We start from the raw sequence: 19,621 nt of genomic DNA on the forward strand, positions 1-19,621 counted from the left end.
CCCCCCACTCAGCGCATCGCCTCACGCACGGCGGCGATCAGTCCGTCGATATGGGCCTTGTGCACCCAGCGCGCGACCATGACGAGGTCATTTGCGCGGTCGATCCAGATGACGTTGTTGCCTGCACCCAGCGCGAAGACCGAATCATGCGGTGCGGAGGGATACAGCGCACCATCGGTATTCAGCCACCACATGAATCCGTAGACCGGGTGCACCGGACATGGCGTCAGCATCTGCGTGATCCATGTTTCCGGGATCAGTTGTCTATCCTGCCAGAGGCCCTCGCGTGCGACCAGCAGTCCGAATCGCGCGAGCGCCGTGGTCGGGATCTGGAAGCCTCCCCCCCAGTGGCTGCCGCCGGAGACCGATTGCATCGCGCGTCCGTCGATCTCCACCGTGGAATTTTCATAGCCGTGCCAGACCCAGTCGCGTGCGCCGACCGGATTCATGATCGCAGCCGCGAGCACTTCCGGCAGAGGCTGCCGGAAAGCCTGCATCAGGGACAGGCTCAGGCGGTTGACGCGCACGTCGTTGTACTCCCAATGCGTCCCGGGAGATCGCAAGGTCCGATCATCGCCCTTGGCGGCATTGTCTGCGCCGGGCCCGGCCTGACGGTTGCGGTCAACGGAATCGGGCTTGTCCCAGAGCGTGCCCTCCCATTCGCTGGTCTGCTGGAGCAGGTGGCGCCAGGTGATCTGCGCGTTATGCGGGCCGGCAAACCCGTCATCCAGAGCGTAATCCGCCACATGGTCGTCGATCGAACGGATCAGCCCCCGCGCCACGGCGAGCCCGGCGAGCACGCCGAGAAAGCTCTTGGCGACGGAGAATGTCATGTCCGGGCGGTCGATATCGCCCCATTCTTCGACGATCCAACCACCCTTGAGCAACATGCCGGCAGGCGGCCCGCGTTCCTTCACCGGTCCGATCACGGTGTTGTAGGGCGGTTTCTCGTCAATATAGGCCGTACCGACATATTCACCATCGGGGTGATACATGCTGCGCGGCCATTCCGATTCATGTGCAGAATGATAGGCCGCAACCCGCTCCAGCGCGGCCGGGTCGAACCCGGCCTCGCGTGCATCAATCCGCGCCCAGGCACCCTCTGCGGGCGGATGATAGCGTGACATGATCGTGAAAACCTCGCGCGAAAAGCAAACCTGATGCCGGCCATCATCACGGCCTGAGCCATCAATGCCAGTACCGGCAATGCGCAGGGCGCGTTGGCGCTTTCACACATCATCCCCTGCGCGCGCTACAGTTGCTCTCCCCGTAACAGACGCGGACCATCGCCGCGCAGACCCGAGGCCTCGCGGATGAAATAACGCTTGAGCGGCGGCAGGCGCTCGACCAGTCCGAGGCCGAAGTCCCGCAGCATCCGGATCGGCTCGATATCGTTGGAAAACAACCGGTTGAGCCCATCCGTGACGGCGGCCATTGCCACCGTGTCGAAGCGCCGCGCGCGACTGTAGCCGGTGAGCACGTCGGCGCCGCCGGGATCCATGCCGAGCCGGGTCGCGTCGGCGATGCATTCGGCGAGCGCGGCCACGTCCTTGAGGCCGAGATTGAGGCCCTGCCCGGCGATCGGATGAATGACATGCGCCGCATCGCCGATCAGCGCCAGACGGCTCGCGGCAAATTCGCGGGCGATGCCGAAGGACAGCGGAAAGGAACGCAGAGGCGTCTCCAGCACAATCGCGCCGAGTTCCAGTCCGAAGCGCCGCGCGACTTCGTCGCTGATTTCCCCATCTTCGCGTGCGAGCAGGGCCCGGGCAATGTCACGCCGCTCGGTCCAGACGATGGAGGAGCGATGCCCAAGCGTGCCGCCCGGCGTCAGGGGCAGCAGCGCGAAGGGCCCGGATGGCAGGAAATGCTCGATGGCACGCCCGCCGTGATCGCGCTCATGGCCGATCGTCGCGACGATGCCCACCTGCGGATAGGACCAGCCGACCCAGCCGATCCCCGCAGCCTCGCGCAGCCGCGATTTCGCCCCGTCGGCGGCGACGCAAAGGTTGACCGGCAGCCTTTCGCCATCGGAGAGCATGGCCGCGCCACCCGCCGTATCGGCTGTGAAGCGGCGCACGGCGACACGGCGCAGATCGACCCCCGCCTCGCGGCAGGCCGGCAGCAGGGCTGCCAGCAGGGCGCGTGCGGGCACCATATGTGCAAACGCCTCGCCGGGGGCGATCTCGCCGTCGAAATTCAGAAAGGCGGGGCGAACCGGGTCTGCGAGATGACTGTCGGTGATCACCATGTCGCGCATCGGTTGCGCCTCACCGGCGATCTGCCCCCAGATGCCGAGCGCCTCGAACATGCGCCGGCCCGCTGCAGCGACGGCATAGGCGCGTTCGTCGTCGGCGCGTGCATCGGGCATGCCCGGCGCCGGGAGGGCGGGGTCGCAGACCGTGACCTCCAGCTGCTCCGGACAGGCGCGGGAGAGGGCGAGGGCGAGGCTGAGGCCGGCAATGCCGCTTCCCGCGATCAGTACATGCCGGTGCCCGGCGAGGGTGGTGCGAATGCCGTTTGCCGCCTTGTCGGATCGCCGCTTGCGCCGTGCCTTGTTTTCCGCCATCCCGCTCACTCCAGCCGTTTCCCGCGCTTGACGCGTGCGCAAACACGCTACCCTATGCCTGCGGCAGCGAGGCGACGCAATCGCGGGCGCCTCCCGCAATGTCGCAGGTGATTCGTCGCCAGACACTTCCGAAAGGCTTTCCGATGTCCGGTCAGAAGAACCCAGAAGCGCAATCGACCGCTCTCGACGATCTCGTGGCGATACTCGACCTCGAACAACTCGAGCGCAATCTGTTTCGCGGTCGCAGCCCCCGGACCGGGTGGCAGCGGGTTTTCGGCGGGCAGGTGATCGGCCAGGCGCTGGTGGCAGCCTGTCGCACGGTGGAGGGGCGCCGGCCGCATTCCCTGCATGCCTATTTCCTTCTGCCCGGCGCGCCGGACATCCCGATCATCTACGAGGTCGACCGCATGCGCGACGGGCGCTCCTTCACCACGCGCCGCGTCACCGCGATACAGAACGGCCAGCCGATCTTCACCATGGCGGCCTCCTTCCAGATCGATGAGCCGGGATTCGATCATGCGGCTGCGATGCCGGATGTGCCCATGCCCGAGACCCTCGCCGGTACCGGCGGTTTCGCGCCGGAAATGCTCGCCCGGATGCCCGAAACCGTGCGTCGCTATTTCGAGCGCGAGCGCCCGATCGATCTGCGTCCCGTCGAATTCGATCGCTATGACGGCACCCCGCGCCCGCCGCGTTTCCATGTCTGGATGAAGGCCAAGGCGCGGCTCCCGGATGATCCCGTCATCCATAATTGCGTCCTCGCCTATGCCTCGGACCTGACCCTGCTCGATTCGTCCCTGATCGCCCATGGCCGGACCGTGTTCGACCGTGCGATCCGCGCCGCGAGCCTCGACCATGCACTGTGGCTGCACCGTCCATTGCGTGCCGATGAATGGCTGCTCTATGCGCAGGACAGTCCCAATGCGAGCGGTGCGCGTGGTTTTTCGCGCGGGGCGATCTATACCCGCGAAGGCCGGCTCGTCGCCTCGGTGGCGCAGGAAGGGCTGGTGCGTGACGCGGGGCGGGAGGCATAGGATCCCGGCACCGTCGCACAATCAAAGCAGGGCAAGAAGAAACCGGGCGCTGCCTGCGCCCGGCTGACCGACATTCTGATCCGCAGGGGCTTGCTTGCGGTGACGTGACCGCCGCGTTCCCGATCTCGGGTTCGCCGCATCATTTTTTCCGTCAGCCGGCATCCACCTGACGGAATGATACTCTATCGCCGGAACAATCCGCCGCCGGCGCTCGCTTGACGCCGCACCCGCTCCAGCCCCTCATTTGCCACGCTGTTGCTGCTGTCGATGCCGATGGCGCGTTGATAGCTGGTCTGTGCTTCCTGCGCATCGCCGGAGCGTTCAAGGGCGACACCGCGCCAGGCCCAGGCATCGGCATTGTTGTTGCTGACATTGAGCGAGGCATTGAAATCCTCGATCGCCTTCTCGTACTCGCCGCGCGCCACGAGGCTCTGACCGCGTGCGTTGTAGGGGGCTGCGACATAGGGATTGCGTGCGATCGCGGCGTCGAAATCGAGCACCGCCTCGCGGTGATCGTTCAAGCGCTGATAGACGAGGCCGCGCGAATGCAGGGCCTGCGCCGATTCCGGGTTCAGGCGAAGTGCGCGGTCGAGATCGGCCAGGGCGCGATCGCTCTGGCCCTGCACGCGCAGCAGATTGGCCCGTGCGATCAAGGCCGGCACGTAATCTTCATCCGCCGCGAGGGCGCGGTTGAAATCGGTGAGCGCGCTTTGCTCTTCCCCGATCTGGCGGTTGGCGAGGCCGCGATTGGTATGGGCCGGCGCATAGCGGGGATCGAGCTCGATCGCGCGTTCGAAATCGGCCATCGCCTCGCGAAATGCGCCGATCCGGGCGTAAGCGGCGCCGCGCGTATTGTAGGCTGTCGGGTCGTCCGGATTGCGTTCGATCACTTCGGAGAGCGAAGCGATATTGGCGCGTGCGGTTTCGGTATCGCTGGTATCGAGCACGGCGACCGATTGCACCGCGCTCATCCTGTTCATGGTTTCGCAGGCGGAGAGGCTCAGTCCGATCGCCGCGAGCATGAGCAGATGCGCCCCCCGGCGCCTCGCGCTGCTGGTCGCCTCGCTGCCGGTAGGGCTCGTGCTCTTGCCGATCATGTCCTCGAACTCCGTCATCGCCCGGTCCATCCTGCGCGCTCCGCATGCGTGCGGCATTCGGATCACGCGTTGACCTATCACATCAACCTGTTGCGTAAACCTTACACAGCCGAAGCGGAGTGAGCTACCCCGCGCTGCGCATGAGCGCACACGTCCAGCCGGTGCGTGTTGTGCGCCGCATGAGGCAGGCAACGTGATTCGGGCGTTTTGAGGGCGTGCCACCCTGCCACACCGGTCCCTTGACGGATTGACCGTCGCATTTCCGGGCATGGGCGTGTAAGAGCGATGGAAACTGTCCATAGGGGGAGGGAGGCCCGCCATGTTCGCCTCGATTGCCAATCTGCCGGATTTTCTGCTTTTCTTCGCGATTTCCGTGGCGCTGACAGTGCTTTATCTGGTGATCTATACCTTCGCCACTGCGCATAACGAATTCGCGCTGATTCGCCGGAACGTGGTCTCGGCGGCTGTCGCACTGGGGCTGAGCCTGATTGGTTTCGCCCTGCCGCTGTCGAGCGCAGTGGTCTATGCGGTGACCGTCATCGATCTCGTGATCTGGGGGCTGATCGCGATGATCGTGCAGATCGCGGTCTATGTCATGGTGCGGCTGATCATTCCCAATCTCTCGCAGCGCATCGCCGCCGGAGAAATGGCGGCGGCCCTGTTTCTGGGTGCGATCTCGCTCGCAGCCGGAATCCTCAACGCCTCCGCCATGACTTTCTGATATGAAACCGTCGCAGATGACGTTGCAGGATGCCTGCCCCCTGTCCGATCCGAAAGACCGCGCATGAGCAAACCCGTCAAAGCCAATTCCGTCGTCAGCCTCGATGCCGCGCGCCCGGTGCGTTTCGGCAATGCCCTGCCCATCGCCATCATGGCCGGGCCCTGTGCCATGGAGAGCCGCGCGCATGCGCTGGAGACCGCGCAGGCGCTCAAGGAGATCGCCGAGCGGCTGGGTATCGGCCTCGTCTACAAATCCTCCTTCGACAAGGCCAACCGCACCTCGATCGAGAGCGGGCGCGGCGTCGGGCTCGCAGCCGCCCTGCCGATCTTCGCCGAGATCCGCGAGAGCCTCGGCCTGCCCGTCGTCACCGATATCCACGAGGCGAACCAATGCGCCCCGGTGGGCGAGGTTGTCGATATCCTCCAGATCCCCGCCTTCCTCTGCCGCCAGACTGATCTGCTGATCACCGCAGCGCAAACCGGGCGTGTCGTCAACGTGAAGAAGGGCCAGTTCCTCGCGCCTTGGGACATGGCCAATGTCGCGGCCAAGGTGACGGGCGCGGGCAATCCCAACGTGATGCTCACCGAGCGCGGCGCCTCTTTCGGCTACAATACCCTGGTCTCCGACATGCGCGGCCTGCCCATCATGGCGCAGCAGACCGGCGCGCCGGTGATTTTCGACGCGACCCATTCCGTGCAGCAGCCCGGCGGACAGGGGGCGACCTCGGGTGGGCAGCGCGAATTCGTGCCGGTGCTCGCGCGCGCCGCCGTCGCGGTGGGTGTCGCCGGTCTGTTCATCGAGACGCATCCCGACCCCGATCGCGCCCTGTCGGATGGCCCCAACATGGTGCCGCTCGTCGAGTTCGAGGCGCTGATCGCGGGGCTGATGCGCATTGATGCGGTGGCCAAGAGCCTGATCTGAGGCCTGATTCGAGGTGCTCCGGGAGCCGTTCGGGCAGTTGTGCCGGATGCATCGGGTCCGCCTGCACGGGCAGCCAGCGCCTGGCCGTTCTAGATTGACGCTGCGCGGATGCGCCGCGCGGGGTATGCGGGATGACAGCAACGACATCTGATGCGCATGCGGTGCGCGCCACCATCCTGATCCTGGCGATTGCCGGCTTTGCCAGCACCTTTGCCGGGCGGATCGCCGATCCGCTGGTCAATGTGATCGCCGATGATCTCGGCGCCAGCGTCCAGGCCATCGCCCTGCTCGCGACGGCTTTCGCGCTGCCCTATGCGCTGATCCAGCCCGTGCTCGGCCCGTTCGGCGATTCGCTGGGCAAGCTCAGGGTGATGCGCTTCTGCCTCGCGGTGCTGATCGCGGCTCTGATCGCCTCCGCCTTCATGCCCGGTGAGCGTTCACTCTTCGTGATGCGCGTGATCACGGGCATGGCGGCGGGCGGGATCATCCCGCTCGCGCTCGCGGTGATCGGCGATCGCGTGGGCATGGAGACGCGTCAGGTCGCGATCAGCCGTTTTCTCGTGGCGGTGATCCTCGGCCAGATGGCGGGCTCCTCGCTGGCCGGATTGCTCGCCGAGCATCTGGGCTGGCGCGGGGTGTTTCATCTGGCTGCCGCCATCACCGCCATCGCGTTCGTCGCCATGACCGTCGCGCTCAAGCCGTCCAACCTTGTGCGCCCGCCATTCTCCTTCGCCGTGGCGATGGCGCGCTATCGCGGGCTCGTCGCAAAACCACGCGCCCGGGCCTTGTTCGCCCTCGTCTTCGTCGAAGGCATCTGCATCATGGGGGTTCTGCCCTTCATCGCGCCGATCCTGGTGGCGCGCGAGGCCGGTGGCGCGGCGGAGGCGGGGATCGCGCTGGCCGGATTCGCCATTGGCGGGCTGATCTATTCCGCCGTGGTCGGCCTGCTGCTGCGCCGGCTCGGCATGTATCGCATGCTGGTGACGGGCGGCTTCTTCTCGGCCATGGCGCTGATCGCGGTTGCCTTCCTCGGCGACTGGCGGCTCATTGCCGGGGCGCTGCTCCTGCTCGGGCTCGGCTTTTATCTCCTGCACAATTCCTTCCAGACGCAGGTGACGGAGCTTTCCGCTGATGCGCGCGGCTCGGCGGTGGCGCTGCATGCCTGCTCGTTCTTCCTCGGCAATGCCACGGGTCCGGTCGTGGTGAGCCTGGGCACACGCCTCTTCGGCACCCCGGCGACGCTGATCATCCTGGCCTGCGTGATCTTCGCGCTGGGCCTCTTCGCCGCCTGGGTGCTCGCGCGCACCGCGCCGCAGCCGGCTGCAGCCTGACTCTCAGCGCGCGCGATAAGGCGCGACGCCCTGATCGGGCAGCCAGATGTTTTTCGGCATCTCGCCCGTTTGCCAGAACACGTCGATGGGAATGCCGCCGCGCGGATACCAGTAGCCGCCGATGCGCATGTAGACGGGTTCGAGCAGCTCAGCCAGGCGCTTGCCGATGGCGACGGTGCAATCCTCGTGGAAGGCGCCGTGGTTGCGAAAGCTCGTCAGATAGAGCTTGAGCGATTTCGATTCGACCAGCCATTGGCCCGGCACGTAGTCGATCACCAGAATCGCGAAATCCGGCTGGCCGGTAACCGGGCAGATCGAGGTGAATTCCGGGCAGGTGAAGCGCGCCACGTATTCGCCGGCGGAATGCGGATTGGGCACCCGGTCGAGCCGGGCTTCCTCCGGGGTCGCGGGAATATCGGCGCTCTGGCCGAGTTGCAGATTGCTGTTGTCGATCATGCCGGTATCGCTCCTGAAGCGTTGTCGAGCGCCTATGACGTGTGGATCGCGACGCGTCAATCGGGCGTTACGCCGCGATCACGCCTTTCCGTCTCGTGCAACATCGCCTAAAAGCGCGATCAACATTCGCCACCCTCATTGATTGGAGCAGGCCCATGACAGCCATTGTCGATCTCATCGCCCGTCAGATTCTCGACAGCCGCGGCAATCCCACTGTCGAGGTGGATGTCTTCCTCGAAGACGGATCGATGGGCCGTGCTGCCGTGCCCTCGGGCGCCTCGACCGGCGCCTTCGAGGCGGTGGAACTGCGTGACGGCGATGCCTCGCGTTATCTGGGCAAGGGCGTCACCCGCGCCGTGGATGGGGTGAATACAGAGATCCTCGATGCGGTGGTCGGCATGGATGCCGAAGACCAGATCGGCGTGGACGAGGCCATGATCGATCTCGACGGCACGCCCAACAAGGAACGGCTCGGCGCCAACGCCATCCTCGGCGTCTCGCTCGCGGTCGCCAAGGCGGCGGCGGAGGCGACCGGCCTGCCGCTCTATCGCTATGTCGGCGGGGCGCAGGCGCGGGTCCTGCCGGTGCCGATGATGAACATCGTCAATGGCGGCGCGCATGCCGACAACCCGATCGACTTCCAGGAATTCATGGTCATGCCCGTGGGCGCGCCGAGCCTGTCGGAAGCGGTGCGCATGGGGGCGGAGATCTTCCACACGCTCAAGAAGGAGCTCAAGCAGGCCGGCCACAATACGAATGTCGGCGATGAGGGCGGCTTCGCGCCAAACCTGCCCAGCGCCGAGGCCGCGCTCGATTTCGTCATGATGGCGATCGAGAAGGCCGGCTTCAAGCCGGGCGACGACATGATGATCGCCCTCGATTGCGCCGCGACCGAGTTCTTCAAGGACGGCCAATACGTCTATGAAGGCGAGGGGGTCAGCCGCACCGGTGCGGAGCAGGCGGCCTATCTCGCCAGGCTCGTGGGCGATTATCCCATCGCCTCCATCGAGGACGGCATGTCCGAGGATGACTGGGAGGGCTGGAAGGCCGTGACCGAGGCGATCGGCGAGCGCTGCCAGCTCGTGGGTGACGATCTGTTCGTGACCAATATCGAGCGCCTCTCGCGCGGCATCGAGATGGGCGTGGGCAATTCCATCCTCGTCAAGGTCAACCAGATCGGCACGCTGACCGAGACGCTGGCTGCCGTCGACATGGCGCACCGCGCGCGCTACACGGCGGTGATGTCGCACCGTTCCGGCGAGACCGAGGATGCCACCATCGCCGATCTCGCCGTGGCGACCAATTGCGGACAGATCAAGACCGGCTCGCTGGCGCGCTCCGACCGGCTCGCCAAGTACAACCAGCTGATCCGTATCGAGGAGCAACTCGGCGGCCAGGCCGTCTATGCCGGCCACGACGCCCTGCGCATCAAGCGCTGAGCCGCGTCCGGTTCGCATAATCGCATGCTGCGCGGCCCCGTCGCGCAGCGTTTTCGTTTCAGGGAGATGATCGTGACGATGCGCGCCGCCACCGAACCCGCCGGGGATACGAATGCCGTGATCGCCCGTCGCATCGCACAGGAACTCGGGGTGCGGCCCGAACAGGTGAGCGCGGCGGTGGCGCTGGTCGACGAGGGCTCCACCATCCCCTTCATCGCGCGCTACCGCAAGGAGGCGACGGGCGGGCTCGACGATGCGCAGCTGCGCGATCTCGACGAGCGGCTGGCCTATCTGCGCGATCTCGAAAAGCGCCGCGCGGCCATCCTCGAGAGCATCAATGAGCAGGGCAAGCTCGACGACGCCTTGCGCGCGCGCCTCCTCGAGGCGGAGACCAAGGCGCGGCTGGAGGATCTCTATCTCCCCTTCAAGCCCAGGCGCCGCACCAAGGCGCAGATCGCCCGCGAGGCCGGGCTCGAACCGCTGGCCGATGCGCTCTGGGGCGACCCGTCGCAGGATCCGCAAATGCGCGCGGCGGCTTATGTCGACGAGGCCAGGGGCGTCGCCGACGCAAAGGCCGCGTTGGAGGGCGCGCGCGCGATCATTGCCGAGCGTCTGTCGGAAGATGCCGAGCTTATCGGGAAACTGCGCGAGCGCTATTGGGTGGAAGGCGTGCTCACCGCGAAGGTGCGCGCGGGCAAGGAACAGAGCGGGGCGAAATTCTCGGATTATTTCGATTATGCCCAGCCGCTTGCGAAACTGCCGGCGCATCGCGTGCTCGCGCTCTATCGCGGCGAGAAGGAGGAGGTGCTCGATCTCGCCCTGCGCGAGAGCGCGGAGGAGGTGGTGGGGCGGATCGGGCCGATGGCGCTCGTCATCGCCCGTCATTGCGGCATCCGCGACGCGGGGCGTCCCGGTGATGACTGGTGCATGCAGGCGATCGGCTGGGCCTGGCGCACCAGGCTCTCGCTCTCCATCGAGCTTGATCTGCGCCAGCGCCTGTGGAGCGCCGCCGAGGATGCGGGCGTGCGCGTCTTCGCGGAGAACCTGCGCGACCTGTTGCTCGCCGCGCCTGCCGGTGCGCGGGTGACGATGGGGCTCGATCCGGCCTATCGCACCGGCGTCAAGGTCGCCGTGGTCGACGCCACCGGCAAGGTGGTGGCGACGGATACGGTCTATCCGCACGAGCCGCAAAAGCGCTGGGATGCCGCGCTGGCGAGCCTGTCACGGCTGGTCGAGGCGCATGGTGTCAGCCTCATCGCCATCGGCAACGGCACCGCCTCGCGCGAGACCGACAAGCTCGCGGGTGAACTCGTCGCCGGCATGAAGGGGCGCAAGCTCACGAAGATCGTCGTCTCGGAAGCCGGCGCCTCGGTCTATTCGGCTTCCGCCTATGCCAGCCGCGAATTGCCCGATCTCGATGTCTCGCTGCGGGGCGCCGTTTCGATCGCGCGCAGGCTGCAGGATCCCTTGGCGGAACTCGTCAAGATCGATCCGAAATCCATCGGCGTCGGGCAGTACCAGCACGATCTCGCCGAGCACAAGCTCTCGCGCTCCCTCGATGCGGTGGTGGAGGATTGCGTGAATGCGGTGGGTGTCGAGGTCAACACCGCCTCCGCGCCGCTGCTCGCACGGGTCGCCGGCGTGGGCGAGAGCGTGGCCCGCGCCATCGTCGCGCATCGCGATGCGCATGGGCGGTTTGGCGCGCGCAAGGCGCTGTTGAAGGTGGCGGGGCTGGGGCGCAAGACCTTCGAGCAATGCGCCGGGTTCCTGCGCATCCATGGCGGCGACAATCCGCTCGATGCCTCGGGCGTGCATCCGGAGGCCTATCCGGTGGTCGCGCGCATCATCAAGGGCACGGGCAAGGATCTGCGCGATCTGATCGGCGATGCGGCGACGCTGCGCGGATTGCGGCCCGAGCAGTTTACCGACGACGCGTTCGGTGTGCCCACGGTGGCCGATATCCTCGCCGAGCTTGAAAAGCCGGGCCGCGATCCGCGCCCGGAATTCAGGACGGCACGTTTCGAGGAGGGCGTCGAGACGCTCAATGATCTCAAGCCCGGCATGGTGCTCGAAGGTGTCGTGACCAATGTCGCGGCCTTCGGCGCCTTCGTCGATATCGGCGTGCACCAGGACGGGCTGGTGCATGTCTCGGCCATGGCGAAGACCTTCGTGCGCGATCCGCGCAGCATCGCCAAACCCGGGGACGTGGTGCGGGTGAAGGTGATGGAGGTCGATCTGCCGCGCAAACGCATCGCGCTCTCCATGCGCCTCGATGACGAGATCGGCACGAAGCCGGTGGGGCGGGCCAGCACGGACAATTCTCGTGCCGACAAACCGCGTGCCGACAGACAACAGTCCGACGCTCCCGGTCCCAAGGGCCGCGATGCGAACAAGCGCGATGGTGGCGGTCGCGGTGCGGGTGCGGGTTCAGGTGCGCTCGGTGAAGCGCTCAAACGCGCCGGCTATGATGCGAAAAAGCCGCCGCGTCGCTGATACGCGCGCAAACCTGCGGCTTTCACAGACACGACACGTGGTCTATGGTCGCTCCCGTTTGGCGGGAGCGGCCCGTCGCCGGGGGAGAGGGAGCGATGGTGGATATCGCCACGCGCGTCTATAATCACAACTGGAAGATCGATCCGATCGTGCGTTCGGTGCTCGATACGGATTTCTACAAACTCCTGATGGCGCAGACGATCTTCCGGCGCTATCGCGACGTCGCGGTCACTTTCGGCATCACCAACCGGACCTCCTCTGTGCGTCTGGCCGAACTCATCGACGAGGGCGAGTTGCGCGAGCAGCTCGACCATGTGCGCACGCTGCGGCTCTCGCGCGGCGAATCGACCTGGCTGCGCGGTAATACCTTCTACGGCAAGCGGCAGATGTTCTCGCCGGAATTCATCATCTGGCTCGAGGAATTCCGTTTCCCGGAATACAATCTCGAAAAGCATGACGGGCAGTATGTCCTGACCTTCGAGGGGCCGTGGATCGAGACGACCATGTGGGAGATCCCGGCGCTCGCCATCCTCAACGAATTGCGCTCGCGCAACGTCACCCGGACCATGGGCAAGTTCGAGTTGCAGGTGCTCTATGCCCGCGCCATGGCGCGCGTCTGGGAGAAGGTGCAGGCATTGAAGGCGCTGCCGGGGGTTTCGATCGCCGATTTTGGCACACGCCGCCGCCACAGCTTCATGTGGCAGGACTGGTGCGTGCAGGCGATGATCGAAGGCCTGGGTGATTCGTTTCTCGGCACCTCGAACTGCCTGATGGCCCTGCGCGCCGAGGTCGAGGCGGTGGGCACCAATGCGCATGAACTGCCGATGGTCTACACCGCCCTCGTCGCCGATGACGAGGCGGCGATGAAGCGCGCCCCCTATGCGGTGCTGGCCGACTGGCAGCAGGATTACGACGGCAATCTGCGCGTCATCCTGCCCGATACCTACGGCACCACCAATTTCCTCGCCGACGCGCCGGACTGGGTCTCGCAATGGACCGGCATCCGCGTCGATTCGAAGGAGCCGATCGTCGGCGGCGAGGAGGCGATCCGCTGGTGGCGCGCGCGCGGGCAGGATCCGAAGCAAAAGCTCGCCATTTTTTCCGACGGGCTCGATGTCGAGAGCATCCGGCGCATCTACGGCCATTTCCACGGGCGCATGCGCCTCGGCTTCGGCTGGGGCACGCTGCTGACCAACGATTTCCGCGGTTTCGTCAAGGGTGAGGAACTCGATCCGATCTCCGTGGTGTGCAAGGTCGTCGCCGTGAACGGACGCCCGGCGGTGAAGCTCTCCGACAATCCGACCAAGGCGGTGGGGCCTCCGGAGGAGGTCGAACGCTACCGGCGCGTCTTCGGCATCGAGGAGCAGGCGGCGCAGCCGGTTCTGGTGTGAAGCGGCGCCGAGGTTGGCCCGCCCGCGAGATGGCGGTTAAATATGTGCGATAAATTGCACAAGCGCTTTGCGTGAGTGCTGATCCGCACGAAGCCGACACGGCGTCAGGCGCGCTTCTGCGGAAGGCGCGTGGTTCGGTCTCCCCGAAAAAGTCTTTGGTCTCAGGCGCTTGTTGGTTTTTTGGGATCGTGGGGTATCCGGGGCGCAACAGAGCAATGCGGGGGGCGTCGGGTCTGCAAATTATTATATAAAATAATATTATACATAATAATTTTGATTGATTTAGATAATGCGTCAGCCTAAAATGAATGATTATTTCGATTTTTTCGTGCCAATTTTTCATCGGAGATTACGCATGTCAGAAGGCATTTCCGGCTCCCGCCCGTTTGGCGAACGCTATCGCGACGCTACCGGCCAACAGGGTGACGCACAATTTCCACTCAGCGCGCCGACGGGACCGATGTTCCGTTCCCGGGACCCCGAGAACGAGAGCCCCCGATACGAGCACCATCGACGCTTCAGCCCGTCTCAGCTGCAGCATCTGGAGCAGATGGGAATCCCCAATGACGGCGTCTCCACCGTCTATTTTTCACACGGCGAGCAAGGCGCTCGAGAAGCTTATCAGTTTGCCCGCTACATCAGCGGGGGGCCCAACGGTGCGCCGGCGATTCTCGCAAATGTCCGGGACACCGGAAATCCCGAATTCCAAGGAGAGTTGGACAGATTGAGGCGCGAAGGCGCTGCCACCGACGCGCTGACCGCCGGCCTTTCGATCGGGGCGGGCGGCGCTGCCGCCAGTCGAACAGGCAGTCTTCAGGTCGTATCCGCGAGGCGCTCCGATGGTGGAGGCCACACGCAAGGAAACTCTGGCCCAAATGGCGGCGGATGGAGTTCCGGGCCCGGTCGGCCCGGTGGCGGCGGCGCACCGCGCGGACCGCATGGCGGGGGCGGGACCATGACCGCGACGATGCCTGAAACGCTGCGTGGCGCCGGCGCTCCGCGCGCCCCGGCGGCAAACGTGATCACACCGACGGGTGGCCAGCTCGGAAACACTGCCGGCCCGCAGGCCTCGTTGGTCCAAACGCAGCTCTCCCCGTTCACGAATGCCGCCGCGCAGTTCGCGCTGGGGGATCAGCCCCAAAGGCAGGCAGAAACGCAGAATCCCGGCCTGATCCCCGACGGGCTCGGGCCGCAAGTCGCCACCGGTATCGGTGCGGGCCGCAGGGAAGTGCAGGATACGACGGGCGCGGGGCTCGGCGCGGCTGCGCAGGAACAGCTCAATTCGGGCAGGTCGGGTCAGGGGCCTGCGCAAGGTCGAGAAGGTTTCGGTCTCGCGGATATGGAGGGCGCCCCGCAGGATCCGGTGCATGGCCCTGATGCCGTTGCACGGAACGAGGCAGAAACTGAGCGAAGGCTGGCGGAGTCGGACGCAGCATTCCGGGCGAACCGTGCAGTTGGACAAGCCGTGAATGCTGAACGCTCTGACGAAGTTACCCAAAGACTGAATAATATCAACGCCGGCGGCCGATCGCAGGAGCACGACTTCGTGCGCGCTGGCCGTGTCGTCGACGCGCTGCCCCAAACACTGGGCCCCGAGGGTTTCGCGGCATACGAAGAGATCATGTCCGATCCGATCTGGCGCAGCGCGCTGGAACGTGAGGCCCATAATCCGCGCTTTCTTGATTTCGTCCATGCCATCATCAAGGGCGATATAGAGCCGCGCGTGGCGACCAACCGCCTGAGAAACGACGATCCGGACACGGTCGGCGCGCCGCCGATCACCGGGCTGAGTCGCGGACGCGATTGGGATATCCCGGATGTCGAGCGCCTGCTGCGTCCCAACGAGCAGGATGCCTTCCGGCGCTATGCCGAGGCATTCCCGGATGTCGCGCAGATCGTCTTCGAGGCCGGCTACGATGCCGGCGCCGGCCAGATGCGCGATGCGATCCGTGCCCTCCTCAACGGCGCCTACGGCCAGGACGTGGCCGCATCGCTGCGTTCAGGCGGTCTCGCCGGCGGACGCGGCGGGCCGCCCTTCAACACCAGTCCGTATCCGGGCACCGGTGGGGAATTCCCGGAACCGGAGAACACGCCGGATACGCAGCAGGCCGGTCGCGCGGAGGAACGGCGGCGGATTATCGTGCCGGGTGCGGCGAACGACCAGAAAATTCATCTGCCCTATGCGACCGGTGAAACTGACGACACTGCTCAATCGGCACCGTCCATCATCAGAACGGACCAGCCTGTCGTGGCGGGCCCTGATGAGCCGCAGATCTGGACACCCGGTAGTGCGCAGCCACCGATCAGGACTGAGGAGGATCTCCAAGACCTCGCCAGACAGAGCCGGCAATATCGCGAGGAGACTGGTCGCCCAGTCGGCAATGTGATTACGGCGCTGCTAAATAGAAATTGTGGTCAACTTCCAGATACGATCTGCGATATCCATTCTCACGAAGGACCTGTTGCCCCGGGCTTGGAGGAGCTTCAGAACGGCAGAGTGGGCTATGGTCCGGGATTTGGTTCATATGACCCGCGATTCATGGGCGTGCGTCCTCCGGGTCTGACCGACGAGCAATGGATGGATATGACCGTTGCTCGGCTGATCGCCCAGACCGAATCGATGGGCGGTGGGCAGACGGTATTTTTCCCCGTTGCACCTCGCTTCAGAGAGCGGCCTGAAGGCTCAGATGGCAAACGGCCAGACGGCACACCAGATATGGACTATTATCTGTCGCGAGAATTCATCGATGGGAATCCAAGCGCGCAGACGATCCTCGGTGTCCTGCAGGTCAACTGGGCCGAGGGTACGGTATCGACAAACCAGATGATTAATGATCGATACGGGCATCCTGCGGTGATGCCGATACAAGGCCTTCCCATCCGCGATTTAGAAGAACTGATCGGTCGTTCGATTCCTCGGGGTATAGAGACCATCGAATTCGTGAGCGCGCCGGCGGGCTGTCAGTTGCATTTCAGCGGAACGGAAGTTGATGAAGGCCTGGCCGATAATCTAGCGGCACTTATCCGCCACGAGAACGAAACCCTTGGTACAAACATTATCGCAGAACATCATGTTCTTGGATTGAGTGCAGGGAATCCGCGTGAGGACGGGAGTCATCGCAACATCTATCTCTCATTGGAGGAGCTAACCAAGGCAGAGAAGAGATTTGGCCTTAAGCCCGGGACTCTGAAAGCGCTCTGGGGCGAGACCAATCTTTCCAAAGAGATCGTGCATTCGCTCGGCGGCCAAACGCCGCTCGTCTATAATACCCCGGAAGAAAAAGCCAATCTGACACGCTGGGCGCAGGCCATGGGCGAAACCGGGATGCCCGTCATCATTCATTGTGACAGCGGCACCGCTGCAGAAACCGATCGCCTAAATACGACCGGTAGCCTCTCTGCACTTCGTTTGCCGTCCAATAACGCCAATATCGAATCCCTTATGGAATTCGCCAACAGTGCCCCCGACACGACGATTGTCTGGGCCCATGGCGGTGGGCTCGGCTTTACCGTGCAGATGCCGCCGGATCACCTGGACCAACTGCGCAAGGTTCTCGAAAATGCTCCGAACGTCGTTATTGATATGTCCTGGGATGCGATTCATCCCTATATCGCGGAAGACCCGGCTGGCTGGGCGCGATTGATTGCGGATCACCCGACCCGCTTCATGTTCGGAAGCGACACGATCGCGACCACGCAGAACCCGGCTCCGAACAGCCGCCTGAATGTCGCTGAAAGTTTGCGACGTACGGGTTTGCTCGACGAGCTGGACCGGATTGATCCGGATCTCAAGGAGGCGCTCTTCTCTGAGAACTTCAACACGCACATCACTCCCGGACTTGAGCGGGCGACACAGTTCCGCCTGCACCCCGAGAACGCCGAATGGCTGGAAAACGGAGCCGAAGGGCCGCCGCCTTTCATCTGGCAGCGCGGTGCGGACGGCGAGTACCTCGATCAAATGATCCGCAATCCGGCGCGTGGAGAGTAAGGCTTACTGCCAAAGCGTCCGCGCGACCGGTAATCGATCGGGCAATTCCCGGCCTGACGCCGGCGGTACTCACCGCCGGCGTTTCGCGTTCGTCCCCAGCCTGCCCCTCACCCCGCAATCCGCCCAACCGGATCGCTTGTGAATTCACCTGCGCAGCGCGCGCGTTGCCGTTAGGCTGCCCGAAACGATCACGATCCGGGGGAGAATGCCATGCTGCGCCGTCACGCATTGTCGGAAAACCTTTCGCGCAAAGCCCATATCCGCAAACCCGTGGCGCGCGGTGCGGGTGGCGTCGTGGCCGCGCATCATCGCGTCGCGGCGCAGGTCGGGATCGATATCCTGCGCAAGGGCGGCAATGCGGTCGATGCCGCTATCGCCACCGGTTTCGCCGCCGGCGTGGCCGAGCCCTGGATGAGCGGCATCGGCGGCATCGGCGTGATGCTGGTGCGCGAGGCGCAAAGCGGGCGCATCACGGTGATCGATTTCGGTGCACGCTCGCCGCAGGGGCTCGACCCGGCGGATTTCCCCGTGATTGGCGGTTCCGATTCCGATCTGTTCGGCTGGCCCATGGTCGAGGATAACCGCAACGTCGTCGGCGCGAAGGCGATCGCGGTGCCCGCCATGGTCGCGGGCCACGCGCTCGCGCATGAGCGTTTCGGCTCGATGCCGTGGGCGGATCTGGTGATGCCGGCGGCCGAGATCGCGCAGACGGGCGTCGAGATCGACTGGTACGGGTCCATGATCGTGACCACCGCCCTGGCGGATCTCCAAAACGATCCCGGTTGCGCGGAGCATTTCCTGCGTGGCGGTCTGCCCCTCATGCAGGGTCCGACGGCGGGCGCTGCGGCTGCGCGTCTGCCCTGGCCGGCACTGGCACGTAGCCTGCGCAACATCGCGCAGGAGGGCGCCTCGACCTTCTATACCGGCAGCCTGGCGCGTGCGCTGATCGCCGATATCGCAGCGCGCGGCGGCTATCTGTCGCTCGATGATCTCGCGGCAGTGAAGGCGCAGGTTCGCGAACCGGCGACCTTGCGCTATCGCGATTACGATCTCGCCGTCGCCCCTGAGCTCAATGGCGGGCCGACCATGCTGGAGGCGCTCGCGGCGCTCGAGGCAGCGCATACGCCGTCGGGCAATGTCCCCGATGCGGCGATGTATGCTGCGATGGCTGATGCCCTGAAACAGGCCTGGGCGCGCCGGCTCGCGGAGATGGGCGATGGCACGCCGCACCCTTCCTCGACGACGAATTTCGCCGTGGCGGATGCGCAGGGCAATCTCGTCGTCTGCACCCAGACGCTGCTCTCGCTGTTCGGTTCACGGGTGATCTCGCCGGAGACCGGGATCCTGATGAATAACGGCATCAACTGGTTCGATCCGCGCCCTGAGGCGGTCAATGCGATCGGGCCGGGCAAGCGGGTTCTGGCGAATTACTGCCCGGCCATTGCCACGGGCGCGGATGACGTGATCGCGCTGGGCGGTGCGGGGGGGCGCAAGATCATTCCCGCGATGATGAACCTGCTCTGTTTCATGATCGATCACGGCATGTCGCTGGAAGACGCCATGCATCATCCGCGCATCGACGTGTCGGGTCCCGACAAGGTGGTCGCGGATGCGGCGCTGCCGCAGGCACTGCTGGAAGAACTCGCGGGGCAGCATGACGTGACACTGGCGGACCGGGTGCCCTATCCGATCAATTTCACCACCGCGAGCGCGGTGCGCCGGCGCGTCGGTGTCAACGAGGCTGGCGCCGAGCCGGTCCAGCCGACGGCGGAGGCGCTGGCGGTGTAGCCGCCCGATCGTGATCCGCAGACATGCGACGAAGGCGGTGATGCCGCAAGCGCATGCGGGAATGATGTGGTATCACGTTCCCGATTTCCGATGTTTTCCGCTCCGTTCCGTTACCCGTCTGGCGCCGGTTCACGCGCAAAATCTGTGCAAAATCCGGGAATTCGCGCGCGAATACGTCGTTTCCAATCTGGTATGCTTGACCGCGCCCGGTGCATTAATACATATGAATACAGTTTGGAGTCACAATACGGAGCGGGTCATATCAAGCTGGGCTGTTTGGTTCAGGGAACCCGGTAACGTCTCAGCATAACGGATCGACAGTGTACGAAAATCAGGAACAGAAGCTTCGCAGTGTCGAGGCAGGGGCAGAAGCGGGGGCGGATGCGCGCGAGG

Annotated in this window: 13 protein-coding genes; 9 read left to right on the top strand and 4 right to left on the bottom strand. The window is 64.8% G+C overall.

All coding sequences use genetic code 11. The features are described 5' to 3' along the window. Window positions 1–8: 8 nt before the first annotated feature. Both GA0071312_RS05520 and GA0071312_RS05525 read right to left on the bottom strand, forming a co-directional pair. Window positions 9–1,127 carry a serine hydrolase domain-containing protein gene (locus GA0071312_RS05520; RefSeq protein WP_074443909.1) on the bottom strand — a complete coding sequence of 373 codons (1,119 nt, stop codon included), beginning with the start codon at window positions 1,125–1,127 and terminating at the stop codon, window positions 9–11. Window positions 1,128–1,252: 125 nt separating this feature from the next. Next, window positions 1,253–2,569 carry a ubiquinone biosynthesis hydroxylase gene (locus tag GA0071312_RS05525; RefSeq protein WP_083204392.1) on the bottom strand — a complete coding sequence of 439 codons (1,317 nt, stop codon included), beginning with the start codon at window positions 2,567–2,569 and terminating at the stop codon, window positions 1,253–1,255. A gap of 143 nt (window positions 2,570–2,712) precedes the next feature. Here GA0071312_RS05525 and tesB point away from each other — a divergent pair, with 143 nt between their 5' ends. Then, window positions 2,713–3,603 carry an acyl-CoA thioesterase II gene (tesB, locus tag GA0071312_RS05530; protein WP_074443910.1) on the top strand — a complete coding sequence of 297 codons (891 nt, stop codon included), beginning with the start codon at window positions 2,713–2,715 and terminating at the stop codon, window positions 3,601–3,603. Between the two features lie 182 nt (window positions 3,604–3,785). On the opposite strand, the gene GA0071312_RS05535 is transcribed toward tesB, so the two are convergent. Further along, on the bottom strand, window positions 3,786–4,718 hold the full coding sequence (locus GA0071312_RS05535) for a tetratricopeptide repeat protein (RefSeq protein WP_238947103.1): 933 nt from the start codon (window positions 4,716–4,718) through the stop codon (window positions 3,786–3,788). A gap of 301 nt (window positions 4,719–5,019) precedes the next feature. Here GA0071312_RS05535 and GA0071312_RS05540 point away from each other — a divergent pair, with 301 nt between their 5' ends. The 3 genes from GA0071312_RS05540 to GA0071312_RS05550 all read left to right on the top strand — a co-directional run bounded on the left by GA0071312_RS05540 (window position 5,020) and on the right by GA0071312_RS05550 (window position 7,673). Further along, complete coding sequence (locus GA0071312_RS05540; RefSeq protein ID WP_074443911.1) at window positions 5,020–5,421, top strand: DUF350 domain-containing protein; 402 nt, start codon at window positions 5,020–5,022, stop codon at window positions 5,419–5,421. A gap of 63 nt (window positions 5,422–5,484) precedes the next feature. Further along, the gene (kdsA, locus tag GA0071312_RS05545; RefSeq protein WP_074443912.1) at window positions 5,485–6,342 is read left to right on the top strand and encodes a 3-deoxy-8-phosphooctulonate synthase; all 858 of its coding nucleotides are present in this window, start codon (window positions 5,485–5,487) and stop codon (window positions 6,340–6,342) included. A 131-nt stretch (window positions 6,343–6,473) separates the two neighbouring features. Further along, window positions 6,474–7,673, top strand: coding sequence for an MFS transporter (locus GA0071312_RS05550; RefSeq protein WP_074443913.1), 1,200 nt, complete (start codon window positions 6,474–6,476; stop codon window positions 7,671–7,673). A 3-nt stretch (window positions 7,674–7,676) separates the two neighbouring features. Here the strand turns inward: GA0071312_RS05550 and queF are convergent, their stop codons facing one another. Then, on the bottom strand, window positions 7,677–8,129 hold the full coding sequence (gene queF / locus GA0071312_RS05555; RefSeq protein ID WP_074443914.1) for a preQ(1) synthase: 453 nt from the start codon (window positions 8,127–8,129) through the stop codon (window positions 7,677–7,679). Window positions 8,130–8,284: 155 nt separating this feature from the next. Here queF and eno point away from each other — a divergent pair, with 155 nt between their 5' ends. From eno to GA0071312_RS05585, 5 genes are all read left to right on the top strand, one after another. Continuing rightward, on the top strand, window positions 8,285–9,568 hold the full coding sequence (eno, locus tag GA0071312_RS05560) for a phosphopyruvate hydratase (RefSeq protein ID WP_074443915.1): 1,284 nt from the start codon (window positions 8,285–8,287) through the stop codon (window positions 9,566–9,568). Between the two features lie 78 nt (window positions 9,569–9,646). Then, window positions 9,647–12,061 carry a Tex family protein gene (locus tag GA0071312_RS05565; protein WP_074444259.1) on the top strand — a complete coding sequence of 805 codons (2,415 nt, stop codon included), beginning with the start codon at window positions 9,647–9,649 and terminating at the stop codon, window positions 12,059–12,061. A gap of 95 nt (window positions 12,062–12,156) precedes the next feature. Continuing rightward, a complete protein-coding gene (pncB, locus tag GA0071312_RS05570) occupies window positions 12,157–13,452 on the top strand; it encodes a nicotinate phosphoribosyltransferase (RefSeq protein ID WP_074443916.1) in 1,296 nt (431 codons plus the stop codon). Between the two features lie 304 nt (window positions 13,453–13,756). Next, window positions 13,757–17,440 (top strand): amidohydrolase family protein, encoded by a 3,684-nt coding sequence (locus GA0071312_RS05580; RefSeq protein ID WP_165603961.1) that lies wholly within the window; start codon window positions 13,757–13,759, stop codon window positions 17,438–17,440. A gap of 210 nt (window positions 17,441–17,650) precedes the next feature. Beyond that, a complete protein-coding gene (locus tag GA0071312_RS05585; protein ID WP_083204330.1) occupies window positions 17,651–19,228 on the top strand; it encodes a gamma-glutamyltransferase in 1,578 nt (525 codons plus the stop codon). The last annotated feature ends 393 nt before the right edge of the window (window positions 19,229–19,621 follow it).

It is taken from the genome of Saliniramus fredricksonii (assembly GCF_900094735.1).
Taxonomy (GTDB): Bacteria; Pseudomonadota; Alphaproteobacteria; order Rhizobiales; family Beijerinckiaceae; genus Saliniramus; species Saliniramus fredricksonii.